Origin of the sequence: Paraniabella aurantiaca, assembly GCF_050309965.1 — a bacterium.
Taxonomy (GTDB): Bacteria; Bacteroidota; Bacteroidia; order Chitinophagales; family Chitinophagaceae; genus Niabella.
Window position 1 is genome coordinate 3,205,485 of the sequence record NZ_JBLOSY010000001.1, and the last position, 14,140, is coordinate 3,219,624.

Below are 14,140 nucleotides of genomic sequence, written 5' to 3' on the forward strand. Positions count from 1 at the left end.
ATTGACTGCAATAGCAGGCAGGGCAGCAAATGAACGCCCTGGAAATAATATATATTCAATAATGAAGCGTTTTTTATTATCATTTTGGGCGGTGCTATCCACGCTCTTTCTATGGGCACAGGACACTACGGCAGTAAAACTTTCTGTTGATCAGAAGCGTGTTAATAAAGATGAAGTTATCATTACCATTACAGCCAAAGCGATAAAGCCGGGTGTTGCCCTCTATACGCTTCAAAAAAGCCCCGAGGATGCGGTTTTTTCCCAGGTGAGTTTCGATAGTAGCCTGGCCAGCCATTTAAAAGGAAATATTACGGAGAAAGGAAATGTTCAATCCAAACTGGATTCGACTTTATCTTTAAATGTTTCTTTTGTAGCCGATTCCGTTCAATGGATGCAAACTTTGAAAATTGCTGAAACGGATACAGTGCTGGTTAAAGGCAAAGTAACTTACATGTTTAATTTGGGTAATGAATATCCGTCTGTTGAAGAAGACTTTCGGCTCGTTGTTATGCCTGAGAATGCAAATAGTGAAAATGCAACAGTTTCAGGCAGCAGACCCGGTGAACAAGGTCAATCTCTGATATGGATCTTTTTAACGGCGTTTGCCGGCGGTTTACTGGCACTGCTTACGCCTTGTGTGTACTCTATGATACCGGTTACGGTAAGCTTTTTTACCAAACGCAGTAAGACCAAACAGGAAGGGATCAAAAATGCAGTTATCTATTCTTTGTCCATTATCATCATATTTACTTTACTCGGCTTCCTCATTACCCTGATCTTTGGGCCGGCCGCATTAAATAATCTTTCTACTAACTGGATAGCCAATCTTATATTTTTTGCCATATTCATCATTTTTGGTATCTCCTTTTTAGGGGCTTTCGAAATTCAGCTACCCAGTTCCTGGTCTACACGGGCCGATAGTAAAGCAAATACGGGAAGCTTCTGGGGTATCTTCTTTATGGCGCTTACTTTAGTGATTGTTTCCTTCTCCTGTACAGGCCCTATCATCGGGAACTTATTGGTGCTGGCTTCCAAAGGTAGTTATTGGGGACCATTACTAGGTATGTTCGGCTTTTCAGTGGCATTGGCATTGCCGTTTGCCCTGTTTGCCTTTTTCCCAAGCAAATTAAATGTATTAGGAAAAGCCGGAGGCTGGTTGAATGCTATTAAAGTAACCTTAGGATTTTTAGAATTGGCATTGGCACTTAAGTTCCTGTCTAATGCCGATCTGGCCAAAAACTGGCGGATACTGGACCGCGAAATATTTATTGTGTTGTGGATTGTGATCTTCCTGTTGCTAGGCTTGTATTTGCTCGGCAAGCTTAAATTTAAACACGATGATGACCTGCCGAAAAACGACTTTGGCATTCCTTACCTATCTGTAACAAGATTATTTTTTGCGATAGCAGCGTTTTCTATGGTAGTATACCTTACGCCAGGTTTGTGGGGTGCTCCTTTAAAAGGATTAGGAGCATTTCTGCCTCCTATGGGTACGCAGGATTTTAATGCAGATGATCTGCCCAAAGGTTTTGATCCTTCTAAGCTAACCGCTCAGGCTGGCCATGGAACGGCAGCAAGTCAGGATAGTGAATTACCTCATCCTGTAAAATTTGCCGAGGCAATGAAAAAGAATGAACCGGATGTAGTCATCAATAATGGTATGGTTACTTACTTCGATTACAAAGAGGCTTTGGAAGTGGCCAGGAAGCTGAAAAAGCCATTAATGCTGGACTTTACAGGAATTAACTGTGTTAACTGCCGGCTGATGGAGACACAGGTATGGAGCGATCCTGAAGTGATGAAATTATTAAAGGAAGAGTTTGTTATTGCTTCTTTATTTGTGGATGTGCACGATGAAAGTGTTATGCTGCCTGTGTCAGAACAATTTTATTCTGAAGACCTGGGTAAGCAGGTTGAAACCCTGGGCGATTTGAACACGCACCTGCAGGTGAGCCGTTTTGGCAGCAACTCTCAACCTAACTATTTCTTTTTAGATGGAAAAGAAGAACGGTTGTTGCAGGAGGGATATGGGTATCAACCATCCAAAGGAATTAAAGGATTTAAAGAATGGCTTAACAAGGCTTTGGAAGAATACAAGAAGAAACAGTAAAGAAGTAGCAGGTCTTCCGATGATGGCACGGTGCTCTGCTTCTATCCTGATAAAAGAGGCCGGCCTCTGTAAGCATTCAACACGCTTGGTTACATTTTGTGGAAGACTGCAATAATTTTGGAGATTGCTTCATCGCTAAGCGGGGATCAGATTTTTAGAGATCAGGTCAGCATTTTTTTATATCCAATCCAGGTTATGCCGGGTAAGTTCATTTTCGGTGTTACCTGTGTTTAGCGTTGTTGCGGGTTCAAACAGCATTACCCAAACTTCATCTTCTGCAACGGGCTTATGTTCTACTCCTTTTGGTACTATTAGGAATTCATTTCTTTTTAATGTAACCGTTTTTTCCCGGAATTCTATTTTCAATATGCCATCTACAACCAAAAACATTTCATCTTCGTTATCATGGCTGTGCCAAACAAACTCGCCTTTAAATTTAGCAATTTTTACATTTTGACCGTTAAGCTCGCCCACAATTTTGGGCGACCAATGTTCCGAAAAAAGCTTAAATTTTTCTTCCAGGTTTACCTTGTTCATAATGTTGTTTTTTGCTGTTCAGATTTGCGGTCTTTGCTAATGTAAGACCTGAATCACATGGTTTTTAAAACTGTATCTTTTGTTGGTTCATAGAATAGTATTACAGGCCCGGAATCAAAAGTTTTCTTTTTTATAAGTTGGAGCCTTATCTCTTTATCGATGTTTTTGAACAGGGGTAAACCGGAACCCGCCACTACCGGATGAACACAGATCTGGTATTCGTCTATTAAATTCAATTGGGTTAGCGTTACAATCAAGCTGGGACTACAGGCCAAAATGTTGTTACCGGGTTGGTTCTTAAGTGCCGCTACTACTGCCTCAATATCCTGATCAGCCAGCTTTGCGCTTTCCCAATCCACATTTTTTAAAGTACGTGAAAATACAATTTTGGGGATCTGGTTAATTGCTGAAGCAAAATCGTCCATCGAGGATTTCCCTGTTGGGTGGTTAACCAGAGGCCGCCAATACTCCATTAGTTGATAGGTTATTCTTCCATACAATGCAACGCCTGAACTATTCAACAGGTCAGTGTAATGTTGATGTATGGCCTCGTTAGGATCTACTGCAGTATGATCGCAAAATCCATCCAGTGTCATATTAATGGCGGCAACAAGCTTTCTCATGTTTTTTGTATATTAGTAATAAACTTTTTTTGAATGGTTCATACGATTATCAATGTTGCCATTGTTGAATAATGATGCAAACGCCCGAAGCATCTCTTAATGCAAACTCTTTGGCGCCCCAAGGTCTTAAGGTAACTGCATTAAGATTGGGATGTAATAATTGGGAGTGGGTCAATTTTACCTTATTATAAACTGCTTCGATATCAGTTGTATGAAGCCGTAATTCCGGGCGATCTTTTTCAGCAAACTCCTTATTTTGAATTAAAAATACTGAAAGCTCGCCGCTGTCAATAACGCAACAGGGGTCTTGAGATTCCAGATCGTCATAGCCTATTGTAAAATCAAGGCAGCCGACAAAAAGGTCTAAGCCAACGCTGATGTCATCATAAAATACGTTAGGAACGAGTTTCGTGAATTCCATAGTTTGAAATTAAATATTTTTCGCGTGATTATTCTTTACTGAAGCAGTAACTGCATTGCTTCTGACAAGTCACTTACAAAATTAATTTGTTTCCCTTTATTGCTTTCAAAAATGAAATCATTCAAGCTCTTACTATTAAATTTCCCAAAGTCTCCAACAATGATCAGGGGCATCCGGTATTGTACAAATTTCTGAAGGATATCCCCGGCAATCCTGGTCTCAAGGTCAAAGAAATCTGGCGTGATATTTTTTTCGTAAATAATGATCTTGTCAAATCCCTGATAGTAAAGGTTGCCCAGTAAGTCTAAGCTGTCTTCAATTGTCGTTAAGATAATTTCGTTGCTTACAATTTCAGCTGCTTTAATGCCGTTGCTAGGTAGGGTATTAATTTGCATAAATAAATTACCATGCTTAATAGGAGAGGCTATAAAGCTATCCCGTTTCATTGCTTCGTTACCGAATAGCCTAAGGCCCACTCCTGTTGCAATATTTTTTCTTTATTTGATCTGTTTGTATATTTTATCCAGTATTTGCTTTTTCCTGTTTTCTAAAGTTCCTGTTACTTCTAAAGTAGTATTATTCAAATCTCCAATCCAGTCTTGTAAGGTATCATTTACTTCGCGTCGTAAATCTGGTAAGTCCGATTCCTGGCATTTTATTAAATCAGGAGTTTCTATAGGAACAAAAACTACGATGTCGATTTGTGACATGGCTATGGTCATTTCTTCGTAAAATATTTGTATATCTTTTGTTTTGCTTGCAGCATAAATATATGCCAGTAGATCTAAGGGAGAGCGATCAAAAATTACATCGTTTTCACTACTTTTTATTTGTTTTACAGAAAAAGTGAATTGTTCTATATAATCATCTAGCGTTGGTATTTCCGAAAATAAATATCCCTCTTCTTCGAGTTGCAGATAGGGTTCATTTCTAAAATAATAACCTGGTAAATTATCTGCGATTTCTTCAGCCAAAGTTGTTTTTCCTACTCTATGTGAACCTGTAAAAGCTATTCGCATCATTTATTAATTTTTCAGTTTTTTTCCGTGTAAATCAAGGCGCCGGAATTGAATACATACCACATTGGTAATAGTACAATATGGCATCCGGTTAATTGAGTTTTTATCAAAAAAATAGACCTGCCATATATAAAACTGTGCTCATTTCTTTCTGTTGCCCTGTTATAGGAGTTGTACTCAGAATCAACTGCTCGCCAACTGCGTTACTTAATCATACAAAATAAGTCATTTTTCCACTCCGTCATCTATATATAAATAAGTAGAATCTAACTCATAATGCGAATTTTTTTTATCCCACTTAAAAAGGGACACCTGAAGTTTGGAAGGGTTATAGGGTTCTGTTTCTACTGATGATTGTATGGTCCATAAACCGTTTTTTTCTATTTTGAATTCCGCATTTTTCAAATAGTCAAAGAACGCTAGTTGGTAATAATTGCCGTATTGCTTTAAAAACAAACCATACATACAGCCTCCTGTTCCGCAAGCGCCTAAATAAACCAAAATGTCTTCTTTATTATCAGCATTGAAGTCTCCCAATTTAAAGGGTGCCGTTTTGGCTGAACTGTCAGGTAATTCAAAGTTTGATTTTTCGGGAGCCTTAATGCTGACGAAGTCTTCATGAAGTTTTAAATCTAATCTGAACAGGTTGGCTTTATTATTTCTTTTTTCTTTCTGCGTGAGCTTAGTATCTCGTTCAGTTTTTTTGTTTTCCCGATTATTGATGCAGGAAATCAAAAGAACTAATACGGCAACCCGGATGCATTTCATTTTGAGTAGTATACGAATTTATAATGACTTGTTGCTGGCAGATTTAGCCGGTCCTTTTTACGGATTTAGCAGCAACGCCAATCTGCTTCTAACAATTAACTGCTAAAGTAAATGTTTTCAACCGGACTTTATCTTTTTCGCATAACTGCATAAGCCCTGTTGCACAGGTACGATGGCTGTTCATCAGCGGCATCATTAACGGCCAACTATGGCTAAAAACCTTAAAAATTTAATAGCAGGTAAATGAGTCGAAAATGTAAACTCTTTACTGGTTATATTATTGCGGAGAATGATGGGGTATTACAAGATGGGCCGTGCATTACTATGAAATCTCACAGATCTTCTACAAAAGCTCCCAACTTTTTCTCAACACTACCTAATCCGGCAAAACCTGCATAATGCGCCAGTATACGCAGGTTGAGCACCTGTTTCTGCTGTTTGTTTCTGGAGCCGGCTAAAGCCCAGATATGCCTGAGTTTTTTGGCCAGGGCCTGGAAGTTTCTTTCTGATGGTTTCAGGATATAACGGCATAGGGATACATCAATGACTTCTGTCATATCCCAATACACTTGCTCATGATCATTCTCTTCATTAATTTTCCCCATATCAATCAACTGTTTTTCTATTTGTGCCAGCGTAGGTAATTGGTAATGCTTTTTGTGACGGGTTACTTCCTGTCCCCATTTTTGCTGTTTTATTTTTATAATAAAAGCTTCCTGTATGATCCAGTTGGAAAAGGTGTAGCTGGTTCCCGTTTTTTCAAAAGCCAGTCGGTAATAGTTGGCAGAAGCTTCGAGAGCTGCCATTTTACCTTTTTCGTTTTTCTTATCCGAATGCAATACAAATCCTTTTCGCTTAAAGGCACTTCCCAGTAAGGACAATCTGTGACCCGTTTCCCATATCTGCAACAGGTAATAGAGATTGTCAATGCTACTATCGATTTTATCTATAATTGGTATGGGGTCGGAAGTATCTTTCAGGTATCTGCTCACTGCCTTGTTTACAGACATGTTCTGGTAGTTCTCCAGGGCAGTAACATCAAACCGGGCGTTTTCATTCTGAAATAATTTGTCGTACAGTTCAGTAGATGTTTCATAGTCATTCAGTTCCATATAAGCCTGAGCCTCTTTCTGGCGCATTTCTGCATGGGTAAAATTTGCTGCATCAATAGCTTTGGATATAGATTGCAGTTCATTGAGCAGGTCATCCGGATTATAAAAAGCTACTTCAGTTTTGCTTAACAGGTTGTCCAGGTCGTTTTCAGCTTCCTGGGCTATATGATAAATTCTTTCATACCTGTCACCGCCTCTTTCCAGGTTAAAAGAATAATGTTGCTGGCCGTAACATTGAAAAGCTCCCCAGGTATTGGTATAGCTAAACTTATTATATACATGTTGCCGGGCAGCTAATACGGCTTCCCCGAAATTATACCCCGCAAGCATCTTTTCATAAAACACTTCAGCAAAAGCCAATGCTGCGCTATCATCTACTTCCCAGCCGGATACTATTACCGCTTTCACGCCATTCTCAATGAGCTGCGTACCAATATTGGCTGCCAGTTTAAAACGGTTGGCAGCGTATTCTTCAGCATATGGATTGATCCGCCCGAGGAAACAGCAGTTAATAAAAACAAATTCAGGTGTAGAGGGCAACTGGTTAATATGATGAGGCGTCAGGAACATAGGCTCGTCACTATCTTTCATTTTCCCGATTAACACACCTGAGGCTGCGGGATGTTGCTCATCAAAAAAACCGTGACCGGCAATATGTACAATTTTATAATCCTGCTTAAAAAGAGCGGTTAATATTTCATCACTACCGGCATGGATCAATGGCCCCTCAATAGCCAATTCTTTGGCTGCTTTCAGTTGGTCATTCACGGCTACGGCTTCTTTTTCTGCGCCGGGTAACTGGCCGGCTTTGGTAAAACCATTCAGATCGGGATCGCCAATAACTAAAGCATTATTGGTCTTAACCGGGTTGCTGGCTTTGTAGTCAGACGTCGCCAGCTGGCGGATCATACCGGCGGTTACACACAGGGGTTTTTCTGCAGCGGAACCGGTTTGAAGTAATTCCCAGGGAAAAGAAGCCGTGAACTTATCCAGAACCCAAAGAATGGGGGAGTTGCGACGAATGTTCTCTTTAAAGTCTGTAGGAATGAGTAGCTCAAAAATAGCTTTGGCTTTATCGAAAGACCAGCTCTTTTTGATGGAAATATCGTTCAGCAAAGCTTCTATCAGGGGTAGGTTGTGATGGAGCTCTTTTTTTTCCTCACGGGCATTATTAGTGCTGGAATAATAGGAGAGCGTCTTGTCTGTTTTGCTTTTATCCTGCTGTGAGTCACTATTGGCTACCACGCTCAATCGCTGCCACCAGGTTACATTGTTGTCAACCAGCAAGCGCTTACGCGCTCCAAACAAGCTTTTTATTTTTCTTTCCTTCCAGAAGATATTCATGCCATCACTGTTGCCATTGATGAAATTGGTAAGGCTGTAAAAACAGGTAATGGCCTTATCTTCGAATAGTTCTACAAACTCCAGTTCGTCTACATACAGGTCTTCATTGCCGGTTAGTTTTTGAACCTTATCATTGGCGTTAATAATACCTTGCATAATGGCCCGGCAAGAGCTTTCAATGGCCATTCCTCCATAACCTGCGCCAATGATCAGTGATGACAGGCCAATCTTATTTTTTGAACTGGTTTTCCTGAAATTGTTTCTGCTGAACATAAGTAGGTAATCGGCTACAGCGCTTTCAACAGTTTTAGCCAGCTGGTAACTATTCAGGAATTCTGCCTGTCCCAGTCCGGCAACTATGCACCCTTTAAACAGGGAGTTGTTGTCTTTAAAAAATGTATGAGTGCCTATATTGCCCGGGTATATACCCAGCGAATGTTTTAATGAAAGTATATTATCGAGGTACTGATTAGCGATGGTTTCTGCGCCATAAATACCATCATTCGCAAAATGCCCCAGCATTACCGGGTAGCTGGCATAGATCATATCGCCCTTGCTTACCGAAACCTTCAGGATAGGAGTGTTGGTTTTTTCTACAAATGCGTCCAGTCCCAGGCCTAAAAGATTAGATTCAATAGCCCTTTCATTGATATCGAAATTGTAGGTCTCTTTGGCTATAGTACGGCTGGCGGGCTGGATGGGTAAAGGCTTACGACTAAATTCAGCGGCTTCGGTTGTGCCCTTATCCAACAGGTCTTTGATACCCTGGAATAAGTACTTCTGAGTAGTCAGGCCTCCGTGGGTAGCATTGGTATAATATAAAGATGTTTGCCTGTTGATGCCCGCAGGAATGCCGGTAGCCCAGGTAACGCTCTGATCTCCCTCGGCAGTGGTTTTAAACTGTAGCTGTCCGTTCTCATAGCTATAGCCACTTACAGTTTGATCATCTTTACCGGCTATATAAATGATTTTGTCATGATTTAACTGCCCCAGGTTATTGTTGATCTTTTTTCTGAAATCGGCAAACTCCGATAATAGTTGATTACCAGGTATGGTCCACTTTAATCCTGTAGCACCCGCAAATACTTCCCACTCTTTTTTGCTGCTGAAATCTACGTCGCTGGTGCCCAGGGGCAAGAGGCCCAGCAGTCCGGGGAACTTTGCAAACATATTGATCAAGCCACCTTTAGAATGCGCAAAGTCGATTGTGTCCAGTTGTTTGATGATGGGGTCTTTACCACTGAGTACATGAGGTATCCGGTAAGAGCCCATCCAGGGCGTGCCTAACAAAAGAGTTCTGAAAGACGGTTGTGCATTCAACCATGCCCAGGTATCAGGATAACTAATGGCCATATCCCTGATGATCAATCCACCCATAGAATGCCCTACCAGTGAAATGGACTGTTTTAATTTTTGCAACTCCAGTATGCGTTGATTAAGGGCAGTGCCTGACTCAGCTACAGGCCTGCGCCAATCGAAGGGAAATACTTCTACATCGTAGCTGGCGGACAAGTAGGCGACCAGGTCTTTGTAGGCAGTTTTAATGATACCGGTAGCAACAATATCAGTATTTTCTATTTTCAGTTTGGTCAATCCGCCAAAGGCGAAAGCCAGGTAATTAATCCAAAGCGGTTTATTATCTCTTTCAAGGAAGGAGCCCATAATGCCTGGTAATAACAATACAACCGGCTTTTTGCCCGTTGCTTTTACAATGCCCAGTTTGCCGCCGTCCAAACCAAAAACACCCCTGCTTAGTGCCGCATAATTTTCTACCTCCATTTCTTTGAAAGTGGTGATGCGGTCGATGGTTGCGGTTAAGGCCAGCAGTATAGCGTCCTGCGTTTTTTTATTGGTGAAGTAATTGAAGTGATTCACATTACTACCATCATCCAGGAAGTATTGAACGGCTGTTCTGCGGCGGGCACCCTTGTACATCGATGCAGTGTCTACCACCAGGTCGTTTTGATCCCATTTGAAAAAGAACTTCGTTAATAACACTTTGAGGCCGTTTAAGCTTACGCTGAATTTGCTATTGCCCGATATCACGAACAGGCGGTTATCAAATCCCTTAGGCAATTCGTTTTCATAATCACTTACGGTGTTCAGGCATTTCAGAAAAACTGATTCAGGGTTCATAGCTTCCAGTCCCGGCAGCACTTCTAGATCATTCTTACTTTCAAGAGCCTGGCTGATAATAGCTTTCAATCCTTCTACCAATGGTAGCAACACCGGACTGGATACATTGATCAGGTTGATCAATACATTCAGGAAAATATCTACGCGTTTGCCCAGTAGCGATGTGCCCTTGGCCGGACAAGCCACTCTTACAAAACGATTGATCTTTATAGATTTTGAAACAGACAATTTTTGTAACGACTTAATGTATTGCAGGTCATTCTGTCGTTCTGCTTCCTCCAGGAGCGTAATACTTTCCTCCATAAAACCATCTGCATCTTCGGTAAACCGCATCAGGGTATCACCCACCAATCCGCCGCGGGAATGTGAAAGAATATCGACCTTACTGTTGGCTGGTAAGAGCTTCATTAATTCTGCAACATTCTGTAACGGGCTCTTGGTAAGCGTTTCGTGTTCGAAGGCTAAGATGTTATCGCCATATTCATTAATCAGGTCGTTCCATATATTACCTGAGGTTAATGCTGCAAAGGAACCTTTTGTAGAAGAGGCGGTACCGTGCAACAATAACAGGATAGGTTTTACCGAATCAATATTTTTATAAGGCAAGAGGTTGAAGGTGGCGTCGACATTATACAAGCCGCTCCTGTTTTCCAGCGATCTCTTTTGATAGGTTTCGGCAATTTTAATGAGGCTTGTGTTTACTGCTTTCTTAGTGTATTTCTGAAAGAACTTCAGCACTACCTGGCTGGCTATGCTCCTCGTCGTATCGTCTGAGCTGATTACAACAGGAAGTGTTGCTGGTTCACCGGAGCGGCTTTGCAGGTTTATTTCTGGGAATATTTCAGCTAATGTTTCGGTATTGCCAAACCAGGTGGAAGCATCGTTGAAAGTGAGCTGTATATAATCCTCAGGGGCTAACCTTACTAATTGTTCATCCCCCGGGGCTCGCGTGGCGCTTAGCTGATACGTATCTTCGAGCGTGAAATATTCATTGTGGGCAGGCTGCTCTGGTGGCGGAACAGCTTGTTTTTGTCCGTGTAATTTGATAACAATAGAAGTTGATGTTTTTTTTGCCATACAGATCGGTTAAATGGTTGGCTAAACGCTTAGAAGGCCAGCTTTAGCCAACTAAAAGTAAGGAAATGCTATCGATATGGCAAGCAAGAAGTATCCCCAAAAGAGGTGAGGTTGACGTTGATTTTACGCCTGGGGCCGAGACAAGATGCGGGCATGCCTGGCGATATCAGCTTCTTTTTCCAGGGGCTGTTGGTGAACAATATGTTGAACCAGCTGTGAAGCAAAATAGGGAGCGAGTGAGCAACCCTTCGTGCCCATGCCATTCAATATACCAACATTTTTATAAAGCGGATGTAAACCTACAAATGGCCGGCGTTCCACGGTAGCCGGGCGTACAGCTGCTTTATGATCTAATATTTTGTAGGGCACTTTTAGCCAGCTGTTTAAATTTTGTTCGGTTGATTTTCTAAAGGCTTCTGTAGGCAGGTGGTCGTCAAATTCCCAGATGTAGTTAGTACCAGCCCAGAAAATGCCGGGCTCACCAAACGGCGCCAATGTCATCGATTTTTTATAAATATGACCGACCGGTAGCTCAGGCGCTTCAATAATGATGGCTTCGCCTTTATTCAATGCAAAAGGCAGCAAATGGAAGTAAGGGTTTTCGCTTCCCTCAACTCCATCACAGAAAACGACGAGGTCTGCTACAATGTTTTCATATTGCACACTATGATCTGATACCTGAAGTCTATTAAAGTTGAATGACTGTTCAATAAATTTATTTTCAGACAATAGGTGTTTACGCCAGGCAGGTAACAGTTGCTGCAGATGTACGATGTAGGCGGGTTCTATAATACCGGTTCCAAATTCATAATTAAAATATTCATTTAAATATGGCTCATCCTTTGCCAGGCTGATATAGGGCGCCTGCAGGCTCATTTTTTTTAGAAAGCTTTCTTTCATAAAAGGGTTAGGAAAGAAGTCCACGATATTCATTTTTGAAATAGCTTCTATACCTAATTGTGCACCTATTTCCTTATAGGTTTTCTCGGCAAAAGGCAGGATGATATCGTCCATCCAAACCGTTACCACACGCCGGCCGGTAACCGGATTAATTAATCCCGCGGCCGTCTTGGAAGGGCTGTTAGTAAGGGCATTATCTATGATAATAAAATCTAAATTATGTTGCGCGCAAAACCACGAAAAAAGCGTTCCAGACACTCCTTGTCCTACAATTATGATTTTTTTGCTATCCAATTTTAATGTTTTATTATATATTTTTTAATGTATAGATTTTTAAAAGATAATATCTTGCGCCTGATATTTTTACCTTCTGTCGGTTTTTAGGATGAACTCAGTATTTGATCGTGCAACTTAGGCATTTAATTTGTCATCCTATCTAAATTGGAAATACTTTTTTAGGCCCTTTTCAAGCAAGGTAATGCTTCTTTAAACGATATAAAATCAGATAGTATGGATAAACGTTTCTTAGTTGGACCAGCCGCAATATTGGTTAGTGGTATGTTGTTAACCGGTTGTGTGAGCACCAAAAAATTTACAGCTTTACAGAGTGATTATGCCAATCTTAATGGCCGTTTGCAATTGGCATTATCCGACTTGTCGGCCAGCCAGTCACGTGTAAAAGGTTTGGAAGAGCTGCTGGCCCAGGAAAAAGCCAATAATGCTTCGCTGCGGAAGTCATTAGCTGCTTTGCAAGCTACTTTAGATAAAAGTATTAGTCAGAACAGCCAGGGGAATGTAAATATTTCTAAACTGGTGGATGAAATAAATGCTTCGAATAAATACATCCAGCATTTGGTGAACACGAAAAACAAAAGTGACTCGCTTAATATTGTATTAACGAACAATCTTACCCGTTCGCTAAGCCGCGAAGAGTTAAAGGATGTTGACGTAAAAGTGTTGAAAGGTGTAGTATATATTTCATTAGCGGATAATATGCTGTATAAGTCCGGTAGTTACGAGATTTCCGACAGGGCGGGAGAGACTTTGAGCAAAATTGCCAAGATCATCCAGGACTATAAAGAATATGATGTGCTGATAGAAGGTAATACAGATAACGTGCCGATCACCCGTCCTAATATCCGCAATAACTGGGATCTGAGTTCTTTGCGTGCCTCTTCGGTTGTTCAGGCGTTGCAGAATAACTATGGTATAGAACCTAAGCGTTTAACTGTCGGTGGCCGAGGTGAGTATAACCCGATAGCTGATAATTCAACAGATGCAGGTAGGGTCAAAAATCGTCGTACAGAAATTATTATAACTCCGAAATTGGATCAGTTCATGGAGCTGATAGAAAAAGCACCTACTGAAAAGAGTGATGACCCTGCAAAATCTAATGTATTAGAGCAACCAGCTGCAGGTTAATTATAAAGAACAGGTATTTGTTAGAAGCCAGCGGTTTAAACCGCTGGCTTTTTTGCGCAGGAAATTGAACCAATAAAGTTTATAATTAAAACAGGTAGGCCAGCCTCAGTCCTACGTTATGTTCATTTACATTAACAGGACGGTCTTTTTTATTAAAACGTGAGCGGCCCACTTTGGCAGAAATATCGAAATGTTCAGCGAATTCGTAACCTAAGGCAAAGTAGTAGGTGAAGCCTCCGGAAGCTTTTTCACGATTGTCTTCAAATTTTACATTATGAGCAAACGTGTAGCCAAACATATCTTGTCCGTACAAACCTTTTAGAACCGGCAGTGGATATTTAATCACACCCAAAACGGGTATAGCTCCATAGGCAGGCCTGGTATTGCTGCCATCTAAGCCTTTATTGCTTTTGAAATGTAAATAACCGCTATTGACACCCAGCCAAAGCCGCTCTTTGATCCAGATATCCAGCTGGGCTGAGCCTCCTACACCCAGGAAAGAAGGGTCATGATTAAAGGAAGTCAACAGTTCGGGACCAACCGTTATCTTGGTTTTTTGCGCGTGAACACTAATAATAAAGAGCAGGCAAATGTAGATGAGGAACAACTTTTTCTGCATAAGATGTTTTAGTAAAGATAATACTGTCTGGGGAAATACTTAAACGCATGAA

The 14,140-nt window shown here is 41.0% G+C and carries 11 protein-coding genes; 2 read left to right on the forward strand and 9 right to left on the reverse strand.

Annotated features, from left to right (window positions below):
• Positions 1 to 61: 61 nt before the first annotated feature.
• Entirely contained in the window at positions 62 to 2,110 is a 2,049-nt protein-coding gene (locus tag ACLOAU_RS13950; protein WP_427862483.1) for a protein-disulfide reductase DsbD family protein, read from the forward strand.
• A gap of 177 nt (positions 2,111 to 2,287) precedes the next feature.
• Here ACLOAU_RS13950 and ACLOAU_RS13955 read toward each other — a convergent pair whose 3' ends face one another.
• From ACLOAU_RS13955 to ACLOAU_RS13990, 8 genes are all read right to left on the reverse strand, one after another.
• Positions 2,288 to 2,647, reverse strand: a complete 360-nt coding sequence (locus ACLOAU_RS13955) for a cupin domain-containing protein (RefSeq protein WP_427862484.1) — start codon at positions 2,645 to 2,647, stop codon at positions 2,288 to 2,290.
• A 53-nt stretch (positions 2,648 to 2,700) separates the two neighbouring features.
• On the reverse strand, positions 2,701 to 3,270 hold the full coding sequence (locus tag ACLOAU_RS13960) for a dihydrofolate reductase family protein (protein WP_427862485.1): 570 nt from the start codon (positions 3,268 to 3,270) through the stop codon (positions 2,701 to 2,703).
• 49 nt (positions 3,271 to 3,319) lie between these two features.
• Complete coding sequence (locus ACLOAU_RS13965) at positions 3,320 to 3,691, reverse strand: hypothetical protein (protein WP_427862486.1); 372 nt, start codon at positions 3,689 to 3,691, stop codon at positions 3,320 to 3,322.
• A 35-nt stretch (positions 3,692 to 3,726) separates the two neighbouring features.
• The gene (locus tag ACLOAU_RS13970; protein WP_427862487.1) at positions 3,727 to 4,086 is read right to left on the reverse strand and encodes a DUF4180 domain-containing protein; all 360 of its coding nucleotides are present in this window, start codon (positions 4,084 to 4,086) and stop codon (positions 3,727 to 3,729) included.
• Between the two features lie 102 nt (positions 4,087 to 4,188).
• Positions 4,189 to 4,713 (reverse strand): AAA family ATPase, encoded by a 525-nt coding sequence (locus tag ACLOAU_RS13975; protein WP_427862488.1) that lies wholly within the window; start codon positions 4,711 to 4,713, stop codon positions 4,189 to 4,191.
• Positions 4,714 to 4,935: 222 nt separating this feature from the next.
• Complete coding sequence (locus ACLOAU_RS13980) at positions 4,936 to 5,478, reverse strand: hypothetical protein (protein WP_427862489.1); 543 nt, start codon at positions 5,476 to 5,478, stop codon at positions 4,936 to 4,938.
• 332 nt (positions 5,479 to 5,810) lie between these two features.
• Positions 5,811 to 11,147 carry a CHAT domain-containing protein gene (locus ACLOAU_RS13985; protein WP_427862490.1) on the reverse strand — a complete coding sequence of 1,779 codons (5,337 nt, stop codon included), beginning with the start codon at positions 11,145 to 11,147 and terminating at the stop codon, positions 5,811 to 5,813.
• 123 nt (positions 11,148 to 11,270) lie between these two features.
• Positions 11,271 to 12,341 carry an NAD(P)/FAD-dependent oxidoreductase gene (locus ACLOAU_RS13990; RefSeq protein WP_427862491.1) on the reverse strand — a complete coding sequence of 357 codons (1,071 nt, stop codon included), beginning with the start codon at positions 12,339 to 12,341 and terminating at the stop codon, positions 11,271 to 11,273.
• Positions 12,342 to 12,557: 216 nt separating this feature from the next.
• On the opposite strand from ACLOAU_RS13990, the gene ACLOAU_RS13995 reads away from it, so the two are divergent.
• Positions 12,558 to 13,469, forward strand: coding sequence for an OmpA/MotB family protein (locus tag ACLOAU_RS13995; RefSeq protein ID WP_427862492.1), 912 nt, complete (start codon positions 12,558 to 12,560; stop codon positions 13,467 to 13,469).
• A gap of 85 nt (positions 13,470 to 13,554) precedes the next feature.
• Here the strand turns inward: ACLOAU_RS13995 and ACLOAU_RS14000 are convergent, their stop codons facing one another.
• Positions 13,555 to 14,088 (reverse strand): hypothetical protein, encoded by a 534-nt coding sequence (locus ACLOAU_RS14000; RefSeq protein ID WP_427862493.1) that lies wholly within the window; start codon positions 14,086 to 14,088, stop codon positions 13,555 to 13,557.
• Between the last annotated feature and the right edge of the window lie 52 nt (positions 14,089 to 14,140).